General features: G+C 58.8%; 25 protein-coding genes and 1 pseudogene. 7 read left to right on the plus strand and 19 right to left on the minus strand.

The window, feature by feature from the left end:
* Positions 1-9: 9 nt before the first annotated feature.
* The 10 genes from CU102_RS03040 to CU102_RS03085 all read right to left on the minus strand — a co-directional run bounded on the left by CU102_RS03040 (position 10) and on the right by CU102_RS03085 (position 8876).
* Complete coding sequence (locus CU102_RS03040) at positions 10-864, minus strand: hypothetical protein (protein ID WP_106709510.1); 855 nt, start codon at positions 862-864, stop codon at positions 10-12.
* A 255-nt stretch (positions 865-1119) separates the two neighbouring features.
* A complete protein-coding gene (locus CU102_RS03045) occupies positions 1120-1437 on the minus strand; it encodes a 2Fe-2S iron-sulfur cluster-binding protein (RefSeq protein ID WP_106709511.1) in 318 nt (105 codons plus the stop codon).
* A 52-nt stretch (positions 1438-1489) separates the two neighbouring features.
* Positions 1490-2704 carry an NAD(P)/FAD-dependent oxidoreductase gene (locus CU102_RS03050; RefSeq protein WP_106709512.1) on the minus strand — a complete coding sequence of 405 codons (1215 nt, stop codon included), beginning with the start codon at positions 2702-2704 and terminating at the stop codon, positions 1490-1492.
* Between the two features lie 79 nt (positions 2705-2783).
* Positions 2784-3341, minus strand: a complete 558-nt coding sequence (locus tag CU102_RS03055) for a cupin domain-containing protein (protein ID WP_106709513.1) — start codon at positions 3339-3341, stop codon at positions 2784-2786.
* Positions 3331-4005: a 4-carboxy-4-hydroxy-2-oxoadipate aldolase/oxaloacetate decarboxylase gene (locus CU102_RS03060; protein WP_106709514.1), complete on the minus strand. Its 675-nt coding sequence runs from the start codon at positions 4003-4005 to the stop codon at positions 3331-3333. Before CU102_RS03060 ends, CU102_RS03055 begins: the two co-directional genes overlap by 11 nt.
* A gap of 233 nt (positions 4006-4238) precedes the next feature.
* Positions 4239-5477 (minus strand): ABC transporter substrate-binding protein, encoded by a 1239-nt coding sequence (locus CU102_RS03065; RefSeq protein WP_106709515.1) that lies wholly within the window; start codon positions 5475-5477, stop codon positions 4239-4241.
* A gap of 1 nt (position 5478) precedes the next feature.
* Positions 5479-6492, minus strand: a complete 1014-nt coding sequence (locus CU102_RS03070; RefSeq protein ID WP_106709516.1) for a branched-chain amino acid ABC transporter permease — start codon at positions 6490-6492, stop codon at positions 5479-5481.
* A complete protein-coding gene (locus tag CU102_RS03075; protein WP_106709517.1) occupies positions 6489-7370 on the minus strand; it encodes a branched-chain amino acid ABC transporter permease in 882 nt (293 codons plus the stop codon). The genes CU102_RS03070 and CU102_RS03075 overlap by 4 nt, the downstream gene beginning before the upstream one ends.
* Position 7371: 1 nt before the next feature.
* A complete protein-coding gene (locus CU102_RS03080) occupies positions 7372-8082 on the minus strand; it encodes an ABC transporter ATP-binding protein (protein ID WP_106709518.1) in 711 nt (236 codons plus the stop codon).
* The gene (locus CU102_RS03085; protein WP_106709519.1) at positions 8079-8876 is read right to left on the minus strand and encodes an ABC transporter ATP-binding protein; all 798 of its coding nucleotides are present in this window, start codon (positions 8874-8876) and stop codon (positions 8079-8081) included. Before CU102_RS03085 ends, CU102_RS03080 begins: the two co-directional genes overlap by 4 nt.
* A gap of 320 nt (positions 8877-9196) precedes the next feature.
* On the opposite strand from CU102_RS03085, the gene CU102_RS03090 reads away from it, so the two are divergent.
* Positions 9197-9601, plus strand: coding sequence for a DoxX family protein (locus CU102_RS03090; protein ID WP_106709520.1), 405 nt, complete (start codon positions 9197-9199; stop codon positions 9599-9601).
* Positions 9602-9906: 305 nt separating this feature from the next.
* Here the strand turns inward: CU102_RS03090 and CU102_RS03095 are convergent, their stop codons facing one another.
* Positions 9907-10512 (minus strand): TetR/AcrR family transcriptional regulator, encoded by a 606-nt coding sequence (locus CU102_RS03095; RefSeq protein ID WP_106709521.1) that lies wholly within the window; start codon positions 10510-10512, stop codon positions 9907-9909.
* Positions 10513-10575: 63 nt separating this feature from the next.
* Positions 10576-10932 carry a DoxX family protein gene (locus CU102_RS03100; protein ID WP_106709924.1) on the minus strand — a complete coding sequence of 119 codons (357 nt, stop codon included), beginning with the start codon at positions 10930-10932 and terminating at the stop codon, positions 10576-10578.
* 556 nt (positions 10933-11488) lie between these two features.
* On the opposite strand from CU102_RS03100, the gene CU102_RS03105 reads away from it, so the two are divergent.
* The 3 genes from CU102_RS03105 to CU102_RS03115 all read left to right on the plus strand — a co-directional run bounded on the left by CU102_RS03105 (position 11489) and on the right by CU102_RS03115 (position 13568).
* The gene (locus tag CU102_RS03105; RefSeq protein ID WP_106709522.1) at positions 11489-12601 is read left to right on the plus strand and encodes an S-(hydroxymethyl)glutathione dehydrogenase/class III alcohol dehydrogenase; all 1113 of its coding nucleotides are present in this window, start codon (positions 11489-11491) and stop codon (positions 12599-12601) included.
* A gap of 73 nt (positions 12602-12674) precedes the next feature.
* Positions 12675-12992: a DUF3861 domain-containing protein gene (locus tag CU102_RS03110; RefSeq protein WP_106709523.1), complete on the plus strand. Its 318-nt coding sequence runs from the start codon at positions 12675-12677 to the stop codon at positions 12990-12992.
* Positions 12993-13076: 84 nt separating this feature from the next.
* Positions 13077-13568 (plus strand): thiol-disulfide oxidoreductase DCC family protein, encoded by a 492-nt coding sequence (locus CU102_RS03115; protein ID WP_245425147.1) that lies wholly within the window; start codon positions 13077-13079, stop codon positions 13566-13568.
* 160 nt (positions 13569-13728) lie between these two features.
* Here the strand turns inward: CU102_RS03115 and CU102_RS03120 are convergent, their stop codons facing one another.
* On the minus strand, positions 13729-14838 hold the full coding sequence (locus CU102_RS03120; protein WP_106709525.1) for an alcohol dehydrogenase catalytic domain-containing protein: 1110 nt from the start codon (positions 14836-14838) through the stop codon (positions 13729-13731).
* Positions 14839-15175: 337 nt separating this feature from the next.
* On the opposite strand from CU102_RS03120, the gene CU102_RS03125 reads away from it, so the two are divergent.
* From CU102_RS03125 to CU102_RS03135, 3 genes are read left to right on the plus strand one after another with little or no spacing between them, the layout of a single operon-like run.
* A complete protein-coding gene (locus tag CU102_RS03125; RefSeq protein ID WP_106709925.1) occupies positions 15176-16366 on the plus strand; it encodes a cytochrome P450 in 1191 nt (396 codons plus the stop codon).
* Positions 16366-17391: an amidohydrolase family protein gene (locus CU102_RS03130; protein WP_106709526.1), complete on the plus strand. Its 1026-nt coding sequence runs from the start codon at positions 16366-16368 to the stop codon at positions 17389-17391. Before CU102_RS03125 ends, CU102_RS03130 begins: the two co-directional genes overlap by 1 nt.
* Positions 17392-17420: 29 nt before the next feature.
* Entirely contained in the window at positions 17421-18329 is a 909-nt protein-coding gene (locus CU102_RS03135) for an ABC transporter substrate-binding protein (RefSeq protein WP_106709926.1), read from the plus strand.
* 175 nt (positions 18330-18504) lie between these two features.
* Here the strand turns inward: CU102_RS03135 and CU102_RS30220 are convergent.
* From CU102_RS30220 to CU102_RS03165, 6 genes and pseudogenes are all read right to left on the minus strand, one after another.
* Positions 18505-18636: pseudogene (locus CU102_RS30220) on the minus strand (recombinase family protein); the annotation flags it as partial.
* Positions 18637-19358: 722 nt separating this feature from the next.
* Positions 19359-20018 (minus strand): NAD(P)H-binding protein, encoded by a 660-nt coding sequence (locus tag CU102_RS03145; protein ID WP_106709527.1) that lies wholly within the window; start codon positions 20016-20018, stop codon positions 19359-19361.
* Between the two features lie 55 nt (positions 20019-20073).
* Positions 20074-20457 carry a nuclear transport factor 2 family protein gene (locus tag CU102_RS03150; RefSeq protein WP_106709528.1) on the minus strand — a complete coding sequence of 128 codons (384 nt, stop codon included), beginning with the start codon at positions 20455-20457 and terminating at the stop codon, positions 20074-20076.
* 333 nt (positions 20458-20790) lie between these two features.
* Complete coding sequence (locus CU102_RS03155; RefSeq protein ID WP_106709529.1) at positions 20791-21501, minus strand: ribonuclease activity regulator RraA; 711 nt, start codon at positions 21499-21501, stop codon at positions 20791-20793.
* Positions 21502-21525: 24 nt separating this feature from the next.
* Positions 21526-22311, minus strand: a complete 786-nt coding sequence (locus CU102_RS03160; RefSeq protein ID WP_106709530.1) for an SDR family oxidoreductase — start codon at positions 22309-22311, stop codon at positions 21526-21528.
* Positions 22312-22327: 16 nt separating this feature from the next.
* Positions 22328-23548 (minus strand): pyridoxal phosphate-dependent aminotransferase, encoded by a 1221-nt coding sequence (locus CU102_RS03165; RefSeq protein WP_106709531.1) that lies wholly within the window; start codon positions 23546-23548, stop codon positions 22328-22330.
* Between the last annotated feature and the right edge of the window lie 82 nt (positions 23549-23630).

Below are 23630 nucleotides of genomic sequence, written 5' to 3' on the forward strand. Positions count from 1 at the left end.
CCTCCCTTGTCAAATTGGAAAGCTGGAACCGTATGAAAAAATGGCGATCGTGACTGCGCATGCGGCGGGGATTGCGCAAAGGAGCGCGAATCCCAGCAGACGAGTGAATCTGGCCTGAAGCCCGGCCAACCACTGCATGCGCCGACTGACTTCCGGAACGAAGAAGATGAGGCCGAGCGTCGCGAGCGCGAGGAGATCGGACTTGCGCGTTATCAGGGTTACTGCACACACGACCGCTAGCATCCCGCCAGCGCCGCCCAGAACGGCAGAGGTGCCGAACGGATTATCTTCCGTGCCGAGACTCCAGGGCAACGTCGCCAGAACCGCAACCGCAAAGATCAGGCAAAGCTGAAGACTGGTCGAAGATGCGCCCAGCAGGGCGATCGGGGCAAAGCCCAGCGACGCGATGGCAAGAAGCAGGGCGCGCTTCACGCCGTCCTCCGCCGCAGTTCCTCCCATCTTTCGCTGCAGCAAGAGCATCACGGCAACACCGGCGGCTGCGGCAACGAGAATCTCCAGCGGAGCCTCGCCCAACCGGCTTTGCCCGATATACAAGGCTGCTGCCAGCGGCTGGATCAGTATCAGCATTGCCGCGAGGCGTGGCCGACCCGCGAGGTCGGCCGCAAGGCCAACAAGAGCGCCGGCGAGTGCTATGTAGAAGACCTTGTTCGCCGCTCCTATCGGCGGAAAGGCCGGGACTTTGTTGTAGGCGACGGCATAGGCAGCGAGAAAAGCTGCCGATACGATAGCGCCGGACCAGGCTACGCCGAGACGTGACATGCGGCAAAGGCCGGCCAGCGTGAAGGCAACAAGGCCAACCGATACAATCCCAAACAGGAGCGCGTCCTGAGGAGAGTTTGCCACGGGTTTATACCGAACAGGCCACGGTGCCGCAACGCGGCAAGTCACAAGCAGCAAACGGAGAACTTGTAACGCCTTTACACCACACAATAGTGCGCATGACGACAGATGTGTCTTGATGATGCGTCAACATGTTATTCCCTCCCAATGTCAGCTCTGCATACCGATAAAATGCAAATACTAATCAGTCTCCCAATACAATAGGTATTTCAATTGTGTCCGATTGTCAACGATTGGTTACCTTGAACCTGCCATCGATCAATCTTCAGGCGCCAGGGTTACGATCATCCCTTCAAACTCTGGCTTGAAGGGAATTTGGCAAGAAAGGCGCGACTGCTCTCGCCGGTGATCTGAACTGTCAAGCAACTCATCCTCATCGATGGAAAGCGCCGGCAGACGACCATTCATGCCGTCATCAACGTAGACATGGCAGGTGGCGCAGGAACAGCAGCCGCCGCAGAGCGCAAGGAGTTCGTCGAGACCCGCATCCCGGATATGCTCCATGACTGACACGCCATTGCGTCCCTCAACAGGGACGACCTGGCCGGCGCGCGTGATTACTGTAAACGTAGACATCTCGATCCTCCCATATAGTCCGCGTCACGCATCGCGCGGCGATGACGCCAATTCACCTGCTCACCAACGATTTCAATGTGATGCTGGCGTCGGCCAGAATATCCGCAGCGATGCGCGCGCCGCGCTCAACAAGGGCGCGACCCTCGACATAATCTTTCACGGCATTGACGCAATCGAGCGCGATGACAACGCCCTCGCGGAGATAGACGACGCTAAACTTTCGCTCGTTTGGGTCACCCCGGACGACAGTCCGATCATATCCGCTCGACAACCCCACCGTCTGAAGACGCAGGTCATATTGGTTGGACCAGAACCAGGGCACCGAAGCATAGGGCACCGGTCGTCCGCATAGTGTCTTGGCCACCGCCGTGGCCTGGTCGCTTGCATTCTGGACCGACTCGATCCGGAGGCCATGGCCAGAGACCATACGCGCGCAATCGCCGATGGCAAACACGTCGGCCAGGCTGGTTCGGCAATGCTCGTCTATGTCCACTCCGTTGCTTCCCGCGGCGCCCGCGGCGATCAGGGGCTCGACGCAGGGCAGGATGCCGATCCCGACGATTGCCATGTCAGCAGACAAGGTTTCGCCACCGGTCAGCCGCACGCCGGTCAGGTGGCCATTGTGACCGACAAAGCTCTCGACGCCGGTTCCCAATCGCACGTCGACGCCGTGATCGCGATGCTCCTTTTCGTAGAAGCGAGAGAGAGGCTCGGCTGCCACGCGGGCAAGGACCCGGTCCATTGCCTCGAGGACGACAACTCGCTTGCCAACCTTGGTCAGAACAGCTGCCGCCTCAAGCCCGATATAGCCACCTCCGATCACGACTACGTGCTGGACGTTGCCAAGTTCCGCCATGATACCGTCGACATCGCCCCGACTGCGCACGGAATGGATGCCGCCAAGTTCCTGACCGGGACAAGTCATTTTCCGGGGCCGCCCTCCGGCGGCCCAGATCAGATGGCCATAGCCAAAGGCCGTGCCATTCGCACAAAGGATGCGCTTTTCCCTGGCTTCTAGGGCGATGGCTTCGTTTCCGAGCAAGAGGTCGATATTCCGCGCAGCCCAGAATTCGGGAGGACGGATGAGAATGCGCTCGAATGGTCTGGCTCCGGAAAGATAATCCTTGGACAGCGGCGGGCGCTCGTAGGGCAGATCGCAATCGTCGCTGACAAGCCCGATCGATCCGGGAAACCCATGCTGTCGAAGCGAGATCGCCGCCTGGACGCCACCGTGTCCACTGCCAACAATAAGACAATCGTAGTTCATCTCCGCGCTCCTCCCATCAGGCGCAATCGCTTCGAAATCGGTTCTTAAGCTGTGGTTCGCCGGATGGCGCTGCGCTCCATCAAGACCGCGTCGCGCCGATCAGGATAAAGGCCATCGTTGCCGGCGATGTGCCCTTGTTACGCCAGGCATGGCGTGTACCGCCCTGGATCGCAATGTCGCCCTGCCGAAGATGGACCTCCGCGCCGTCGTCGAGTTCCAGCCAGATCTCGCCTTCGAGCACGATGTCGTAATCGACCGTGTCCGTCGTGTGCATGCCGGGAGCCTCACTCTCGAAGAGCTCGGCGAGCCCAGGCAGATGCCGGCGCTGTTCTGCGTCGGCAGTTACCGGATCGAAGGACGGTCCAGCCATTGCGGAATCCGGCGGGAAGCGCACGACCATCAGACGCGTCTCACCCGGAGCGGGCGTTATGCATATTCCGGGCAGAGCCGGGTCAGTTCTATCGAGTGGCAGACTGAGCTGCGACGGCGTTGCCCAGCAGACCGAGGTCATGAAGCCCGGCACCGACTGGTGCAGGTGGGCGTTTGGAACGGTATCGTCGCTGATGAAGACCGACTTGCCATCGCGAATACCCGTCACCACACGGCGCGGCACTCTGGTGCTGATATCAATCGACATAGACAAGCCCCTCCTCCAGCAGTCTGAGACGCATGTCGTTCACGTCGAGGCTGAGTTCTCCGGCTGCATAACGCTGGCGTTTCTCCTCCTCCATCCGTTCCCTGCGGCGGGCTTTTTCCAGCACATCTGCGGCGCTCTCCATCGGCACCACGCAGACTCCGTCATCATCCGCAACAATCACATCGCCCGGCCGGACGAGACATCCGGCGCAAACAATCGGAACCTGTACGTTCGCCAGGGTCTCCTTGACGGTCCCCTGCGCGGAAACCGTCCTGGACCAGACGGGAAACCCCATCTCAGTCAGCGTAGCGATATCGCGAACACCCGCATCGATGACCAGCCCGTGAATGCCGCGAGCCATTGCAGACGTGGCAAGGAGATCGCCAAAATAACCGTCGTCACAGGGTGAGGTCGGGGATACGACGAGAATGTCACCTGGGCGCGCTTGCTCCAGTGCCACATGGATCATCCAATTGTCGCCAGGCGCCACTTCGCAGGTCAACGCGTTGCCGGCAATCTTCACAGGGCGATAGATCGGACGCAGAGACGAGGCAAGAAGCCCTTTTCTTCCCTGCGCCTCATGAACCGTCGCGACACCCAATTCGCCAAGAGCGCGAACAATGGCGTCGTCTGTCCGCATCACATTTCTCACTACCTTCGCCATGCTTACCTCCCGTAACTTCCATTGCAGGCGCGGCCGTCAACGATGAAGCCGCCAACTGATCAGGAAGCCTCCTCCGACTTCAATTCAGGATACCGCTAGTATCCGAATTCTATCTGGAATGTCAATAGTCATTTCGCATTGGGGGTGTTGAATCCGCACCGGACGCTGTCGCGACACCACGGCCAAAGAAAAGGGGGCAGCCTGCCCCCTGCGAACCACAGGTTCTTTTTCGATCAGTGCCTGGGTGTCTTGCCTTCGAACGAAATAACATCGCCCATTGGTTGATAGGCTGCCCCGTCGAACTGGAAGAGCTGAAGTGATTCGATCGGATAGACGTCCTCGCCGGTTTTTGTCGTCAGCGTGATACCCGGCAGCAGCAAATCCAGCTGAGCGTGATCGAGGTTGCGTGCAGCCTCCATCATAGCCTCGCGGGTTGGCGCTTTCATCGATTCAAGCACCTTTACCAGCGCATCGCCGATCGCATAACCGGATTGGCCGAGTGCGTCTTCCGTCGAGAACTTCGACTGGGCGGCCGCGTGATCGGCCAGGTAGCGTTTCACGCCCACATCATCTCCGGGCATCGATGCGTTGACCTGTTTCAGAAACTGGCTGGTAATGACCCCTTTGGCATTTTCGAGGCCCGCCGGTTTCAGTGAGGCGATCGACGCTGCAATGTTGGAGATGAGTGTCGTCGGCTTCCAGCCGCTTTCGGTGGCAAAGCGCACGGCTTCGGCACCCTGCCTGGGTCCGGTGATCACGACAAGCGTATCGGCACCGGAAGCCTTCAGCGTCGAAAGCTGCGTTTCCACTGTGGGATCGGCCGATGTCACAGGCTGAGCCGCAACGATCGTGACGCCGGAGTCACTGATCGCACTTTCCAAAGCGGCCTGGAACGTCTGCCCCGTTTCCGTGTTCAGATAGAGAAGAGCGACCTTGGCCTGACGTTTGTTGTCGAGGAGATATTTTGCGAAAGTCGCCGCCTCTGTGGTGAAGGACGGCACGAAGCCGATCTCCCATTCAGGACCGGCGAGTTCATGTACACCGGAATACATGAACAGGTTGGGAATGCCGCGCTGATTGATGTAGCGCCCGATGGCCTGGTTGTTCGGCGTGCCGGCCGTCGCCACTACGGCAAGGACTTCTTCCCGCTCGACGAGCTTGCGCACATTGGTAAGCGTGCGCTGTGGATCCAGTCCGTCATCCTCGACCAGCAGTTCGATCTTGCGCGTTTTGCCGTCGGCCATTCTAACTCCGCCAGCGACATTGATCGGATCGGTCCTTGTCCTTACACCATCGGCAATGGCGCCAAGCGCAGCTACCGGACCGGTCAGCGGTCCAGAAATCCCGATCTTCACCGTATCATCGGTAATGCCGGCCGACGGCTCCTCTGCTCGTGCTGGTGCCGCAGTCAGCATAGCGAATACAAGCGCCTGCAACGCAAGCGGGGCTTTGATGAGTGTAGGCAATCGCATGTCATTCTCCTCCCAATTGTCCGGGCAAGGGGCCCGGAACCCGTGACAGATCCTTTTTGTTGAAGATGCCTCCCAACGCCTGCAGGCTACGGCCAATCGGAAGCCCGGCTATGCCTTGCCGTGCCACCATCATCATGGCGATCAGGCAGAGACCATAGATCAGCCCCCCGAGTGCAGGATTAATGTCCGTTGTCCAACCCGGCACGAAGACGATGAAAACGGCGCCAATGAACGCTCCGGCCATGCTGGTGATACCGCCAACGATGCCGCCGATCAGAATGTCGATCGATTTCATCGGCAGGAATGACTGCGGACTTATGAAGCCGTTCAGGATGCAGAAGAGGCCGCCGCCGAGACCCGCCAATGCTGAGCTGGCCGCGAAAGCGGCCAGCCGCGCCTTGGTCAGATTGACTCCCAGCGATTCAGCGATCAGTGGATTGTCGCGCAATGCTCGCATCAGACGGCCAGTGTCACCACGCAGCAGTCGCCTCAGCATGAAGACCGAGATAGCAGCGCAGATCAGAGAAAGGCCATAGAGCCACAATTCCTGGCTGCCCGGGAACCACTTGGGCGCCAGCGGCTGGTCGGTCGCGAGACCGGTAACGCCGCCAGTGATCCAGTCCATCTTCAACAACAGCTGCGGAAACGCGCTAGCTACGCCGAACGTGACGATCGCAAGCTGCAGTCCCTGCAGGCGTAGTGCCGGCAGACCGATCAGAACACCGATGAGGCTGGTGATGATGGCTGCAAAAGGCAGAGTCGCGATCGGATCCATGCCGAAATTCACATTGAGGATGGCGGTCGCATAGGCGCCAATGCCGAAGAGTGCACCCTGAGCAAGACAGATCTGGCCGCTGAACCCTAAAAGCAGGTTCAGGCCGAGGATCGCGATGCCATAGCAGACAGCGATGCTGAACTCGAACAGCATGAAGTCCGGAGCAAGAAACGGGAGACAGAGGGCCACGGCCGTGACAAGCGCTGCGGGAGCGGACTGGAACAATCGGGTGCCGTTCATACTTTCACCACTGTGCTGGAGCCGAAGAGGCCGACCGGCCGAACCAGGAGAATTACAAGCGTCACGGCGATCGGAATGACGACGCGCAGATCCGCGCCGATGAAGGGGAGGAAGGTCGCACCGAGGCTTTCGGCAACACCGACGATCAATCCGCCGACCAGCGCTCCGAGCGGGCTATCCCAACCGCCCAGCGTTGCCGAGGCGAGTGCATAAAGCAGGATCGGCAGCATCATGGTCGGGCTCAGGAAAAGACGCGGGCCAACGAGGACAGCTGCGATGAATCCGATCGTGGCCGCAAAACCCCATCCGAGCATCAACATTCTTTCGACCCTGATGCCGACAAGCAGGCTCTTCTCGCTGCTATAGGCCGAGGCCCGCATGGCAAGCCCGAGACGGGTAAACCGGAAAATTGCACCCATGGTCGCGGCAAGACACAGCAGTACGAGCAGGATGCAAAGAGCGCTTGCGGTCACACGGACGCCAAGGATGTCCCAACCGCCGCTCGGGAACATTGCCGGGAACGCCCGCTGGTCGGCCCGCCAAAGCCACAGACACAGCGACTGAAAGAACACGAACAGCCCCAACGTGATGACGACGATCGTTTCAACAGGCGCTTTGGAGACCGGCTTGATGACGGCACGGAAAACAAAGACCCCGAGCAGGAACGACGCGGCCCCGACTATGAGGAAGGACAGCGCTACCGGCAGGCCCCATTCGCAGAGTTGCCAGGCGCAATAGGCAGAAAGCGTGGCCATCTCGCCTTGGCCAAAGTTGACGATGCGCGTCGCACGGAAGATCAGAACGAGCGCAAGTGCGAGGGACGCATAGATGGCGCCGGAAGCAAGGCCGTCAATGAGCAGTTGGAAAAAAAGCACCATTTCAAACCCCCAGGTAAGATTGCTGGACCGCCTCATTGCGCAACAGATCGCTCGCCGGGCCGCTGACCGTGATATCGCCGGCCTCCAGGACATAGGCGGTATGCGCGAACTGCAACGTGAGATCGGCGTTCTGCTCAACGACAAGCAGCGTCATGCCGTGATCGTGATTGAGCGACTTGAATATCTCGAAGATTTGCTCGGTTATCGCCGGCGCCAGTCCGAGGGACGGTTCGTCGCACATCAGGAGCTTCGGGCGGGACATCAGCGCCCGGGCGAGTGCCAGCATCTGCTGTTCGCCGCCGCTGAGATTGCCGGACTGCTGCCGCCGGCGTTCGGCGAGGCGCGGAAAAGCTGTGTACCAGCGTTCCATGTCTTCTTTGATCTGCCGTTTGCTGTTTATGGTGTAAGCGCCAATGGCGAGGTTCTCTTCAACGGTGAAATCACCGAAGGTGCCGCGCCCTTGCGGAATCTGTGCCAGCCCCAATTCCACGCGCCGGGCCGGGCTGCACTGGCGCAAATCCGTCCCGCCGAATTCAACAAGACCTCGCGACGGAAGAAGCCCCGACAGAGCACGCAGGATCGTGGTCTTGCCCGCTCCATTGGCACCGAGAAGGGCAACAATCGAGCCTTGTTCCACGGTAAAGCTTACCTTGTGAAGTACATCCGTGGCGCCATATCCTGCGCAAAGGTCCCGGACTGTGAGGATATTCATCTGGACCTCCCGAGGTAAGCGTTGATAACGGCCGGATTGGTTCTCACCTCTTCGGGCCTGCCGCTTGCCAAGTTCCGGCCGAGATGAAAGACCTCGACCCGGTCGCACAGGCTCATGACGAGCCCCATATGATGTTCGATGAGGACGACTGTTACGCCATAGGCTTCCCGCACCCGTGAGACCAGGGCGCCAAATTCTGTCACCTCGCCATGGGTGAGACCACCGGCGGGTTCATCAAGGAGCAGAAGGGTCGGCCTCGACGCCAGTGCGCGGGCGATCTCCATGCGTTTCTGCGTCGCATAGGGCAAAGACCCGGCAGCTACGTCGGCGACGTCCTCCAGGCCAAGGTCGGCAAGGATGTCCCTGCAGCGGCGCTCTATCTCCTGTTCCCGTTGCCATGAATGTCGGGGACGCACCAGGGCATCAATAAAGCACCCACCACTGATGTGATGGGCGCCGAGCATGACGTTTTCCAGCACAGTCATGCCGACGTAGATGCCAAGGTTCTGGAATGTCCGTGCAATACCGCTGCGAATGACCTGGCGGGGTGGCAGGGTCTCGATCGGTTGCCCGTTCAGCCGGATCGTGCCGGTGGCCACGGTGCTCAGCCGCGTAATACAATTGAACAGCGTCGTCTTACCCGCGCCGTTGGGGCCGATCAGACCGCAAATCTCGCCCATATGCACATTGAGCGAGACGCTTTTTAGCGCCTGAATGCCGCCGAAACGGACATCGACGTTTTCAACCGAAAGCACTGGGCAGCCCTCCTCGGCAGCCGGCGCAACCACAGCCATAGTCTCTCCTCCCTTGCCCTGGAACTACTTGTGCGAGCCATCTCTCCTCGTCGCGTTTCGCTCTCCTCAAAACGCGGTTGACAGCTCTTGATCCTTAACATACCGTAAAGTATCTGAAATCCTAACAGTATGTCAACCGCTACTTTACACAGGCAAGGAGAATTGTGGTGCCGACGTTAGACGCCACGTTGACGGAGCACGGAGGAGAACGTCCTGACGTTGGGCAGGCGGCTCCTCCCGCCCATTTTGGGCGCATGACAGACCTCAACCCGGTGCCTCGGCAATCCATCCGAGCCTCACCCTAAACAAAGGAGATTACTTTGATTGACGCGCGTACTGCCCCTTATGCCATCCTCGTCCTGCGCGTAGCGCTCGGCCTTTTGTTTCTCGCACATGCGGGGCTCAAGATCTTCGTGTTCACGCCTGCGGGAACGGCTCAGTTCTTTGGGAGCCTTGGGCTTCCCCCTGTGCTTGCCTATTTGACAATAGCGGTCGAACTTGCGGGCGGCTTTGCGCTAATCGCTGGCATCTTCGCACGCATCGCTGCCGTAGCACTCATTCCCGTGCTGCTTGGAGCCATATTCACCGTGCATGCCGCAGCTGGCTTCTTCTTCACCAACCCCAATGGCGGATGGGAGTTTCCTGCATTCTGGATCGTTGGCCTCGTTGCCGTCGCTCTGGGCGGCGACGGAGCGCATGCGCTTCGCCCCACCCTGAAGGCCTAGTGCTTCTGTCCGGCGGGCCGGCGCGCCAATGGACGCACAGGCCCGCCGGAAACATGTGCAGGGAGCGGCGTGGACAAAATTTTAGCCCTGCCAGCCGGTAAAAATGCTTATCGATTCTTACGGCCACCATACGATTGAGCTGAAATCCACCGGCTTTCCGCAAGGCGAAAATCGACTATGCCAATGACCAGGTGCGAAATGCCCTTGGGCGCGGCCATTCGAAGTTGGATGCACAAACCTGGAGCTCAAAGATTTTGATTGAATGTGGGCGCCGATTGGAGCGGTCGGCACCCGACAGCAGCACATCAGCTTGCGGTCGCGCGCTCCAGGCCATATGCCTTGTACATCGAGGTCAACGCGACCTTGACCAGTTCACCGACCGTCGGGCCATTTGTGAAGCTGGACGCTGCGCCGTACGTTAACTCGAACACAATTCCCCCGAGCGCCGCCGGTTCGGCCGGTGCCTTGCCGTCCGGGAACAGACGCAGCAAGATCTTGCCCAATCCTTCCCACTGTGCACGAAACAGATTCGAGTGTCGCTCGCCAAAAGTCGCGTCGCGTCTCGCGCGCCGAAAAAGTTCCAGCGCCAGCATGCCCCAGCTTGGGTCCGTTGAGCGCTGTTGCGCCCAGTTGCTGAGAGTGTCAATCAACAGCTGTCCGTCATCGATGTCCCCGAGAAGACGTTGCAGTTCCGTGACGTCTTCTCCGGAATGGGTCTCCAGAAGGTAAAGGAAGATGTCTTCCTTCCCGTTGAAGTTGGAATAAAACGCACCTTTGCTGAACCCCGCCTCCTCGGCGATGCGCTCGACTGTTGCGCCCTCATATCCGTCGCGTGCAACAACTTCACGCGCAGACACCAGCAGTTTTGCTTTCGTCTGCGCCTGGCTCTGTTCGCGTGTCAATCGCGCCAACTTTACACTCCTTGATTGCTCCGGCACTCAGATACTAACGCGTATCCCGAAAGCCGGCTGGCGTCAATGGAGTACGGAAAGTATGCAGGACACGGACCAGAACATCATGAATTCAGGCCCTTGCTTCTGCCATCGCCAGTTCCAGCCGTTTATCTTGAGTACGGCATAGCTGGCGCCCAGCAGAACCGCTACCGCCATGCCCGCCGCCAGCCAAGGAAAGATATTGAATACCAGACCCGCTCCAGCAATCAGCTCCACGATGATCGTCAAAATGACGAACAGGCGAGCAGGATGAAATCCGGCTTTGGCAAATGTCGCAGAGGCGGGACCGACATGTCTGATTTTCCCGACGCAATGCGGGATGAACCACATGCCGCACAGTACCCGCAGGATAGTCATAGGTTCAAAGGCGAATTCCATGACTTTATCCACCTAAGCTGCGACAGTATTGTTGACGAAGCTGTCGTCATACGCTGTCCGCGCCTGATCCAATATATCCTTCAGTTGAACCCGTTGTGCCCGTTGGCCGCCGGTTAGAGTAAGCATTTCAACCTCCCGATTTCGCAATAAGCCTGTGACCTGCGCAGGCAGGGCCGAGCCGGCATTTATCCTTCTGATTCAAGCCACCGTCGCATCTGCTGAAAGATATGGCTTGCAATTTCAGATACCCATCAGTATCTACAGACTATACCGAACGTCAAGACAAAATGGAGCCCGGCTCACCGAGGGGAAGACAACAGGAGGTACAACGAATGTCTGCGCGGCGTGGGACAGCCGACGATCGACCGGCTGATGCATCCGAAGCCGACGTTGTCGTCCAGGCACCAATCCGCAGCAGCATGACACCAGATCGCGGGGTCGTGCGGCACCATCCCTGTAGCAGTGTCCGACACACCGTTGCGCCCTACCAGCCGCCACGGTCCTTCTTCAATGCAACGAATGCGGGTACGCCCGCTTCGCGACAAAGGATTTTCACATGAAAGCACGCGCTGCGGTAGCCTGGGCGGCCAACAAACCTCTTACCATCGAAACGATCGATATCGGCGGACCCAAGGCCGGCGAGGTCCTCATCGAAATCATGGCGACCGGGGTCTGTCACACTGACGCCTATACGCTCTCCGGTCTCGATTCCGAAGGCAGGTTCCCGGCAATCCTCGGCCATGAGGGCGCGGGCATCGTTCGGGAGGTAGGCCGGGGCGTGACGTCGCTCAGAGTTGGTGACCACGTTATCCCGCTCTACACGCCGGAATGCCGGGAGTGCAAAACGTGTCTTTCCCGGCGATCGAATCTGTGCACCTCGATTCGAGGGACGCAAGGGCTGGGGCTGATGCCGGACAAGACCACCCGCTTCTCCTGCGACGGCGGAGAAATCTTCCACTACATGGGCTGCTCGACCTTCTCGAATTTCACGGTATTGCCGGAGATCGCAGTCGCCAGGATCCGGCAAGACGCACCTTTCGACAAGATCTGCTACATCGGCTGCGGGGTAACCACCGGCATTGGGGCGGTGATCTACACCGCAAAGGTCTGGCCGGGCGCCACTGTTGCCGTCTTCGGCCTTGGCGGCATCGGCCTCAACGTGATTCAGGGAGCCCGCATGGTCGGCGCCGACCGGATAATCGGCGTGGACCTCAATCCGGCAAAGGCCGAAATGGCCCGCAAATTCGGCATGACGGACTTCATCAATCCGCAGGATGTCGGCTCCGACAAGATTGTGCAGGCGATCCAGGATTTGACCGGAGGCGGTGTCGATTTCTCCTTCGATGCCACCGGCAACACTACCGTCATGCGCCAGGCACTCGAATGCTGTCATCGCGGTTGGGGTGAATCGATCGTGATCGGCGTCGCGGAAGCCGGCAAGGAGATATCGACAAGGCCATTCCAGCTGGTGACGGGGCGCGTGTGGAAAGGCAGCGCCTTCGGAGGTGCGCGCGGACGCACGGACGTTCCAAAGATCGTCGAATGGTACATGGACGGCAAGATCAACATCGACGATCTCATCACGCACACCATGCCGCTGGAGGAGATCAATACCGCCTTCGATCTGATGCGTGAGGGCAAGTCGATCCGGTCCGTCGTCACCTTCTGAGAAATCGGTTCAAACGCGGCTCGGTGCGAGGCACCCTCCATTCGTAACGGCAACAAACCCATGGGGTAAGATCATGGCTTCTTCTGGCTACACCTATGAAGTATCGCTAAGGCTGGTTCGAGGACGCGACGGTCACGCTCCCGGCAAGCCCGCCACTGTGACCTTCGAACACATCAGTCATGATGATATCATCGCTATTGTGGAACGCATGCGCGGCAATTCCGGCTTCCCGCCGGAAACGGCGGCGGCGGTGGCGCTCGGCACCAAGCTGCTTGGGGAAGTCATGCTAAAGGAAAAACACAATCCGCTCTTCAATCCGCTAAGAGCCGGGCTCCATGCTTTCATAACTGCATTAAAAAACACTACAACGACCGAGCGGACTGATCCTTGATCAGGCGTCGACCAATGCACTGTGCACCTCGCCGGTATCCGCCGGATACGGCGGGTGCCGACACAATGGAACAAGAACCGCACAATGCAGAAGCTGAGCATTCAAGGTCGAAACCAGTCCATGCCCGGCAATGAGCAATGCAGCTACAGGAAGGATCCGGCGATCCCGTCCTTTTCGGATGATAGGCCCATCTTCGTCTTCGACGGCCAATGCGTCTTTTGTTCTGGCTGGGTCAAATTTGCGCTAAAGCACGACAAGAGTGGCAGGTACCGGTTCATGACTGCGCAGTCGGAAGTCGGTTCGGCGCTGTATCGGCACTATGGACTTGACGACCGGGAATACAAAACCAACCTGTTTCTTCAAGACGGTCGGGCCTATTATCGCGCTGAAGGCACTATTCGGTTTGTCGCCGGCCTCGGGTTTCCCTGGACGATCTGCCGCATCCTGCGCCTCATTCCGGGAAAGTGGGCGGACGGGCTCTACGAATTCGTAGCGCGCAATCGCTACCGGCTCGCCGGGAGAACGACAGCTTGCTTCGTTCCGAAGCCCGAGGAAAGAGAACGCTTCATCCTTTAGGATATTCTATAGCGCCCGCCCGTATTGGCGGGCGTCGGCTTTCGAGCCATCGACCGGCAATGTCGTCACAGAAGGGCCGAGCAGGCCTGCCCTGCCCTCCCTTGAATGGGTACAGGCCCACTTTTATTCATAGTCGCTGTGAGTCCGCTTCGCCGGTCGGCTAGAGCGTAACAGCGTAGTAGGTAAAGCCGCCGTCGCCCTTGGTCACGCCGGAAATCGCTTCATTGATTTTTTCCAGCGGCCAGACCATCGGCTCCATAATCGACAGGTCAACCACATTGCCTTCGACCATGGCGGCGATTTCCATGCCCTCGGCCGCGGTGAACCAGACCGAGCCGATCAGTTCCATCTGCTCGTCCATCCACCATTTGACGTCGACGGGCAGATCGCCTGCCGTGCCACCGATATTGATGATGCGGCCGCCACGCCGGACCCCCTTCATGGCATCGAGCATGGACTCCAGGGGTGCCTTGGCACCAAGCGTGTCGAGCATCAGATCGACCCCCACACCGCCGGTTCTGGTTTTGACGAATTCAGCGGTAGAGCCGGTCCGGTTCGAGAAGGTTTCGATCCTGTTTGGGGCAAGCGCCTTCAGGCGAGCGAGCAACTCATCGCCGCGCGCGACTGCGTAAATCTTGCCGACACCCATGGCGAGCGCGAAGAGAGTCGCTCCTATCCCGAGGGTTCCAGTCGCACCATTGATGATCAGCGAGCGCCCCGGTAACGGGCCGCATTTCTTCAGGGCCGAGTACGACGTGCCGAGATAGCCCATGCGCGATCCCTGCACAAAAGACATGTTGTCGGGGATCTTCACGATCTGTGCTTGCGGCGCCAGCATGTATTCGCAGAAGCCACCGTACGGATAACGCTTGAACATCTCCAAGCTCTTCGGGTTGTAGCCGAAATAGCCGCCGAGCGTCCAATGCTGACAGGCCTGCGGATGACCCGACGAGCACGCGTGGCAAGCTCCACAAAAACGGCCAGGATTTACGTAAACCCGGTCCCCAGGCTTGAGGCCCACGACCTGTTCGCCGACCTGGTGAACGATCCCAGCAGGGTCGAGGCCGTGAATTGCAGGCCGCGGCGGCAGAGGCATCTGGGGGTACCACGTCTCCCAATTCGCAAGGACGTTCCCGAGATTGGGCACCATCCCGCAGGCCTTGACTTGCACCACGACATCGCTGCCGAAGCCGACTGGCCGTTCCACTTGTTCAATTTTCATCGGCTCGCCAACCGCGTGCAACCGCGCGGCGCGCATCGTCTGCGTCATGATTTCCTCCCAGTTATATTAGATACCAATAGTTTTCAAATACCAAAAAGTATCCGTATTGGCAAGACTGTTGCACCATTGGTCGGCTGGCTTGCCTGAATATCCGAAGATCCCCCGCTTCGAATCGCAGAAGCGGCCCTGAGTTTCGCAGCGAAGTTGCCCGGCCCATTGACAGCTGGATCGCTTTAGGATACCAATTAGTATCTGAAGTCTTTAGGTATGCGAAATGCTTCATCGGCCCGGCTTCCGGCCCGGCACGAACAGAGGAATCGTAACGGCGGGAGGAGCAGAGCTGAATCAGCACTGCCGCCTCAATGTGTTTAAACGGGAGGAAGAAATGGCGAACGACGCGTCGGCGCTGACTGGCGACAATTTGTATGCAGACCCCTATCCGGTCTATGCGCGGTTGCGCAAGGAAGCTCCAGTGGCCTTTTTCGAGGGGACAAAAGAGTATTTCGTCACCCGCTATGACGATTGCCGTACGGTCGGTGCAAATGACAGGATTTTTGGCCCGTCAGGCGCCGCCGACCGACCTGAGGCTCGCGTCATGGGCATGCCGAACGTCCTGACCATGTCGGGCGAAGAGCATGCATGTCTGCGGCAAGGCATTGAAATCGATCTGACAGCGGAGCGGGTTCGTTCCTATGTCGATCGCCTGACGCGGCCCGTGGTGCAGCGCTTCGTCGACCAGATCAAGGACAAGGGCGAGGCAAACCTGACGATGGAACTCTTCGAGCCGATTTCCGTGCGCTGCATCGGTGATGTGATCGGGCTGACGGGGACCTCGAATGACAATCTGGTCGAGTGGTTCCACGCCATGGCGCTCGGCCTGCAGAATGTTTCCAACGACCAGGGCGTCTGGGATCGGCTCGATGCGGCGCTCGAGGACATTAGCAATCAGCTTGGCGCGCTCTACGATGTGGCACTTGTCAAACCCAACAACACGCTGATGAGCCACGTCATGTATGGCGGCATGCCGGAAGGCAAGGTGCGCAGCCTGCAAGAAATCTCGCCAACGATGCGCGTCATCATTCTGGGAGGGCTGCAGGAGCCTGGACATGCGGCAGCGAATGCCTGCGCCGGCCTGCTTTCGAACTCCGATCAGGCGAAGGTGATGGCGCAGGACCCTGCGGCACACGCGCTCAGGGCTTTCGATGAGGGGTTGCGCTGGATCGCGCCGATCGGGGTGACGCCGCGTGTAGCCGCTATGGATTTCGATATCGCGGGCACAACGATCCCCGCCGGTTCCTCGGTGGCCATCGTCATGGGCTCGGCAAACCGCGACGAAGCACGTTTCGAAAATCCGGAGCAGTTCGACATGTTCCGCAAGAAGAAACAGCATGTCTCTTTCGGATTCCGGCCGCATTTCTGCTCGGGCCATTTCCTGTCTCGGGCGATGGGTGAGATCGCGCTTGAGGAGGCATTCAGGCAGCTCCCGAACCTGCGTCTCGATCCCGACAAGGAGCTGAAGGCCAAAGGCTGGCGCTTCCGAGGCGTGAACGTTCTTCCAGCAAGATGGGACGCGTGATGAGTTTGATTATCGACTGTCACGGCCACTTCACTACCGAGCCGCAGAAACATCATGACTTCCGCAAGGCACAGGTTGACTATGCGGAAGGCAAGGCGAATGAAAAACCGGTTTACCCGGGCATTTCCGACGAGGAATTGTCCGCGATCATCACAGGCAATCAGTTGCGGCTCCAAAAAGAGCGTGGCTGCGACCTGACGATCATCAGTCCGCGCGCGTCCGGAATGGGACACCATATTGGAGACGCCGATATCGCGACCGAATGGGCGTACATATCGAACGATTGCATCAAACGCATCGTCGAAATGTTCCCGAAGAATTTCGCTGGCGTTTGCCAGCTGCCGCAGACGGTTGACGGTGACCTCAAGCCGGTGATCGCGGAGCTCGAACGCTGCGTCGATCAAGGCTTCGTCGGTTGCAACCTCAATCCTGATCCCTCAGGGGGTCGGTGGAGTGCGCCGCCAATCTACGACGAATGGTGGGATCCTGTCTGGGAGGCCATGGCCGCGCTTGACGTGCCGGCGATGATCCATGTGTCAGGCTCATGCGAACGATGCCTGCATACGACCGGCGCCCACTACATCAATGCCGACACCGCCGTTTTTATGCAGCTGGTTCAGGGCGACCTGTTCGAACGGCATCCGAAGCTACGCCTGATCATCCCGCATGGTGGCGGGGCGGCGCCTTATCACTGGGGGCGTTACCGGGGCCTGTCGATCATGCTCGAGAAGCAGCCGCTTGGCGAGCATCTGATGAACAACGTGTTCTTTGACACCTGCGTCTATCACCAGGCAGGTATCGATACGCTCTTTCGGGTGGTCGACAAGAAGAACATCCTTTTCGGCTCCGAGCTGCTTGGTGCCGTGAAGGCCGTGGATCCGGAAACGGGGCACAACTTCGATGACACCAAGCGCTATATCGACGCGCTTGATCTCAGCGCCGAAGACCGGCACGCGATCTTCGAAGGCAATGTGCGGCGCGTTTTTCCGTTGCTCGACAAACGACTCAAGGCACAGAACCGCTAGTTCATCGCCGACATATTGGAGGAATGTTCATGACGATCACAGTTAAATTGGCCGGTGGCGCGCAGGGGTTCAACTGGCTGCCGGTCTTCGTCGCTGAAGAGCAGGGGATGTTCGAGAAGCGCGGGCTCAAGATTGAATATTTGCGCATGGGCAGCGTCGACAAGGCAACGACTGCCGTTCTGGATGGCGAGGCAGATCTCGCGATCACACCACCTGAAGGAGCTGTTGCAAATTACGTCCGGGGCGGCGAACTCCGTGTGGTGGCCTCGAACTCCAACCGTCTTCCCATGTCGATCGTGGCAAATGCTTCGATCAAGTCGATCGCCGAACTAAAGGGTAAGAAAATCGGTACCTCGTCGCTAACCGAGGGTACGGCAATCTACACGCAGGTGCTGCTTGCCCGGGAAGGGCTCAACTATCCGGGCGATTACGACTTCGCGCTCGCCGGCATCCACACCAAGCGCTGGGAGGCGTTGCAGGCAGGCGAGATCGATTGCGCGCCGCAGCCGGCGCCATGGAATTTCGTGGCCCAACAAGCGGGCTACAACCTGATCGGCGAGGTCAATGACGTCATTCCGGAAATTCTTTTTGCCGCGCTCATCGCCAACAGGAGTTGGCTTGAAGCGAATAGCGAGACGGTCGGGAAGCTCCTGGAGGCGCTGGCCGACGCCTATGCGATCACCAACGATCCCTCAAGGGAGGAGATCACGCTGCCAATCTTCCAGCGCGTCACCGTGCCGGACGATGCAGATCTGGCTCGCCGCGGGCTACGTTATATGCGTGACATGGGCATGTGGCCTCAAGGCCTCTCCATTCCCGACAAGGCGCTTGACGCGACGATCGACCTGATGATCCGCGCGGGTCTGCTCGACGAAGGAAACCGGGTATCGGCCGCTGGCGTCTTTGACCGCTCCTACCTCCAAAAGGCACTTGGGTGACACATGCCGAAGACATCCAGATAGCGGGCCGCCTGGCGCCGGCACAATGATCTCGATCTCAGGCTCTTCGGAACTTCAGAAGCGGAGGTGAGCAGTATTCCTCCGAGCTCCAGACATGGCACATGGTCTGCTGTTCCGCCATGTCGCGCCGCAAACTGAGCGCACAATCGACAGACCCAGAACTGGCTAGGTCGGCTTCACCAAGCGCGAGGCAATTAACACGCACGCCCATTTCGGCCAGTGCCCTGACCGTGGAGCTGACATCGATCGCGTCGCGGCCGAGCCGGTCGAGCTTCGTCACGATCATCCCCGACCTCGAAGCGGTCCGTGAGCCGATCAGGTGGAGTGGTCGCGGCCACTCCACCTGGCTATTCAGCTGCTGGCCGCCTTTCAATTTTATGTCGTCACGCATTTGCGCGCCGGCGTGAAGCGTGCGGGATCTATTTTGGCCGAGCCGCTCGTGCGCGCCGATGTCCCGTCTCAATTGCTCGACGGGCAGTTGGGGACCTCAGCTATTCATGAATATAGCTTATGACGACATGCAGTCTTTGCAATCTAATCAAATGGTCTGATGTTCAGTACAAGATTGGAAGGCGTGCCTTTGTCGAACCATGCCCTCGAGTGGAGGCATCAAAGCGCCTCGCTAGAGCATCGTGGGCAACTCCGGTCCGCGCGCGAGGTTGACTATCCTCTGCTTTCACCTGGTCCGCAGCCGACACTGGGAGACGAGTTAAGGCGGCGGTCACTTGGTTTTCAGCCTCTTCGGATGCAGGGCTACTGGCGCGGACCGCGACATACCCTCCATCGATTTATCGGTTTCTGGACCGCCTGTTATAGTACAGGGGAAACCGGAGCGCCGGTGGCGACATATATTCCGACAGCCGTAGACTTTTACGCGACAATCTCAACATGGAAGCGTTCAGCCCGGCAAGGCGATCGGCGGTGATGACTTGAAAGGTAATTCTGGCGAGACGTGCGCGAGTTCATGTGCTCCAAAAGTCGAAGTGCAGCTTCACATCCGTCGAAAACTCAGACACCACTCAGCCGGTGCAAAGCTTCGGCGACGGGCGTATCGCCTTGAGCTAGTTCGATTATGATACGGTTCACTTGCGGACTGTCGACCAGTTCGGCAAGCATCGCAGCCACATCATCGCGTGAGACATCGCCATACGGAACGGCAAGTCCCGCACGTACCTTGCCGCTGCCGGCCTCGTCCAGCAGCGTTCCCGGCCGCAGGATGACCCAGTCAAGGTCGCTTTCGGCCAGATGGATATCGGCGAGTTTCTTCACGGCCATATAGTTCTCAAAACTATCCGGCATCTGCTTGCCGCGGAGCGCTTCCGGAAAGGCGGAGACCAGAAGGAAGCGCCGGATACCGGCCTGCCGAGCCGCTGCCACTGCCAGTTCAAGACCGAGGCCATCGATAGCGTTAGTCATCTTCGGGCCGCCCTTGCCGCCAGCCCCTGCAGAAAACACCACAACGTCGCTGCCAGCCATCAGACGGGAAAGGCCGGCGGCATCAAGCTCCAGCAAGCTGCCCGGTACCGGTTTCGCACCAAGCTGTGACAATTCATCGGCCTGTTCGGGGTTTCGATGCAAAGCGAGCACCTGATGGTTCCGCTCGGCAAGTTGCTTGATAAGGCGTTTGGCAACTTTGCCAGCGCCGCCAACAATGAATACCTTAGTCATGGCGTATCCTTTCACGGATTTGGCGGGGTGTACCCAGCCGGAACAGACGGCCTAGTCAGCCGGTTGCGTGGGTGTGGTAGATCTTGTTGACCACGGTCCAATTGCCTTCAACCTTCAGCAGGTTGAAGAAGTCCGTGAAGGAGAAGCCCGAGATGTCGTTGGTGTCGATACGGGCGCTGGCCGCGGTGCCAACGATGTCGATGCGCACGATCGCAGCCTTGGCATCAGGCGACGGCTTGAAGGTGCTGTCGATCGTATCGAACAGACCCTGGATCGGCCCCCCGACCAGCTTGTTGTCGCTATCGATGCCGAAGATCGTCGCCTGCTCGCTAAAGGCGGGCTTCATGATGGCGCTGTCGGCCTTGGCACCGCCTTCATTGTACTTGTTCAGCACTTCGACGATGGCGTTATATTCATGGACATAGATGGGATTGCTCATGGCATGACTCCTGTTGAGTAAAATAGAAAAACTCTTTGATGCTTCATCCAGTATGGAGAAGATCCTATTATCCGAGGATCGTCGGCATAACTGTCTGGTCTTAAAGTCCGAGGGCTCGGCAGACCTCCTAAAGTGGCACATGGCGTGGAATGGCGCGGTGACGCCGACGATCTCCGCGATGTCTTCCAGTTGCAGGGAATAGTTGGTTTCGGCCGCCCTCGACTGGCCATGACTGCACACCGGCGTTGGCAGTCTTCGATCAGACCCGCAAGCATCTCACCTGACTTTGATTGCAAGAAACCGAGCGACCGGTCATTCGCATGTATCAAAATATCATTTGCCCGATTGCTTCTTCCACTCTTCGTAGCGGGCCTTGTTTTCAGCGTTTGCCGGATACAATCCCGGTAGGGCAGCGCCTTGATTGACCTGCTCCATGATCCACCCCTCAAGACGCTCCTGCTCGGGTGCTAGCTCAAGGATATCGTCGATCAAAGCTGCGGGGATGACCACAGCTCCATCGTTATCGACGACAATGATGTCATTCGGGAATATGGCAGCACCGCCGCAGCCGACGGGCTGGTCCCAATCGACAAAGGTGAGACCGGCGACTGACGGCGGAGCCGCGACGCCCGAGCACCAGACCGGAAGTTCTGTCCCCAAGACACCGTCGAGATCTCGGACCACGCCGTCGGTAACAAGTGCTGCCACGTGCTTCGTCGCCATCCGAGCGCAGAGAATATCGCCAAAGATGCCGGCGTCCTTGATACCCATGGCGTCAACGACCGCAATGCAGCCGTCCGGCATCGCTTCGATCGCCGCGCGGGTTGACTTGGGGGACGACCACGATTCAGGCGTTGCCAGGTCCTCGCGCGCCGGAACAAACCGCAGGGTGAAGGCACGTCCCACGAGACGTCCCTGCCCGGGTTTGATTGGCATTGCTCCGCGGATCCATACGTTGCGCAAGCCCTTCTTGAGCAGGGTGGTGGTCAGCGTCGCCGTCGTTACGCCGGAGAGGATTTCTTTGATTTCAGCATCGGTAGCCATTGGAATGCCTTTCGGGTTGTAGTGTTAGATGCTTGCGATCATTCCACCGTCCACGCGAATGATGCTTCCGGTGATGAAAGATGCCCTCGGACTGGCCAGGAACGCGACCACGTCGCCGTATTCCTGCGGCCTGCCATAACGGCCGACCGGGATCGATGCTGTGCTTTCCGCACTAACGTCTTCGATCGAACGCCCTTCCCGCTTGGCTTTTTGCTCATCAAGGAACATGATGCGCGGGGTGGCGATGCGACCAGGCACCACGATGTTGGACGTGATCCCGGCGCCGCCGACCTCCTTAGCAAGTGTCTTGGACCACCCAACGAGAGCCGATCGCAGCGCATTCGACAGCCCGAGATTCGGGATGGGAGCGATTATACCGGACGAGGTGGACGTGATGACGCGGCCCCATCCGGTATTGCGCATGCCCGGCAGCACCCGGTCTGTCAGTGCGATCACCGAGAGAACCATGGATTGGAAGAACTTGGCCCACTGCTCCGCTGGCTGGCCCGAGACGGTGGTCGGCGGCGGTCCACCGGTGTTGTTCACGAGGATGGCAACGTTGCCGTAACGGCTCTCAATGTCCGAGACATTGCTCTCGATTGCCGCAAGGTCGCTGATGTCCCATTCGATCGAGAATGCTTCGCCGCCCACCGATCTGATGCTGTCGGCCGTCTTTGCTGCAGCACCGCCATCGATGTCGGCGACAACCACTTTTGCGCCTTCTGCGGCAAGCGTATGGGCAATTGCCCCGCCCAGACCACCGCCAGCACCCAGTACAAGTGCGCATTTTCCTGAGATTCCGAGATCCATTTTCGTTCTCCTTTGATTATTCAAGCGCACCGCACGCTTCACCGATGCGCGAGCATGCGGCACGCAAGCGCTCGGTCGAACTGGCAAAGGAAATGCGGAAATAGTCTCCAAGCCCGAACGCCGAACCAGGAACAACAGCGACACCGGTTGATTCAAGCAGGTACGTCGCGAACTGAACGTCGTTTTCGATTGTCTCGCCGTTTGGCTGACGCCTACCTATGATCCCCGCGCAGGAGGAGAAGAGATAGAAAGCACCATCCGGCCGACGGCAGCTGAGACCAGGCGTCGAATTGAACGCGTTCAAGCAAAGGTCACGGCGTTCCTGGAACACCGCATTGCGTTCCGTGAGAAAGTCCATCGGCCCTGTCAGCGCAGCCACAGCAGCCGCCTGCGAAATAGAACTGGAATTGGTCGTGCTCTGCGACTGGATCGTCGCCATCGCTTTGATGAGATCCGCCGGACCACCGGCATAGCCGATACGCCAGCCGGTCATCGCAAATGCCTTGGAAACTCCGTTGCAGGTGAGGACACGCTCGCGCATGCGAGGCTCTACCGCCGCGATGGTGGCAAATTCCCAGCCGTCATACCGGATGTGCTCATACATATCGTCTGTCAGCACCAGGATGCTGGGGTGGCGCAGCAGCACCGCGGCAATGTCCTTGAGCTCGCTGGAAGAGTATCCCGACCCAGTGGGATTGCTTGGAGAGTTGAGAACAAGCCATTTCGTGCGTTCGGTGATCGCTTTCTCCAGGGCACTTGCCGTCAACTTGAAGCCGGTATTCTCGCCGCACGCAACGGTAACCGGCACACCGCCAGTCAAAAGCACCATATCGGGATAGGAGACCCAGTAAGGTGCAGGTATGATGACCTCGTCGCCTGTATCCAGCGTTGCTGAGAAGGCATTGAAAATCACCTGTTTTCCGCCTGTGCCAACCGAGACATTCGATAACTCGTAGTCGAGGTCGTTCTCGTTCTTGAACTTTTGAACAATGGCGCGCTTGAGGTCTGGCGTCCCGTCGACATCGGTGTACTTCGTTTCGCCGTTGTCGATAGCCTTTTTGGCCGCGGCCTTGATGTGATCGGGCGTGTCGAAATCAGGCTCGCCCTGCGAAAGAGCGATGATATCTTTGCCATTTCGCCGAAGCTCTGCGGCCAGCCGGGTTATCGCGATTGTCGGTGATGGCTTCACCGTCTTCAACCGTTGCGACAGGCTATCGGGGTCAAATCGCAAAGTCATCGCATGTCCTCTAGGCCAAGTTTCCGCCCTAGATTGACACGCGTATGAACGTGAGAAAATATGCGTTTTAGTGTGTTTGACA

This window comes from Phyllobacterium brassicacearum, assembly GCF_003010955.1.
GTDB lineage: Bacteria > Pseudomonadota > Alphaproteobacteria > Rhizobiales > Rhizobiaceae > Phyllobacterium > Phyllobacterium brassicacearum.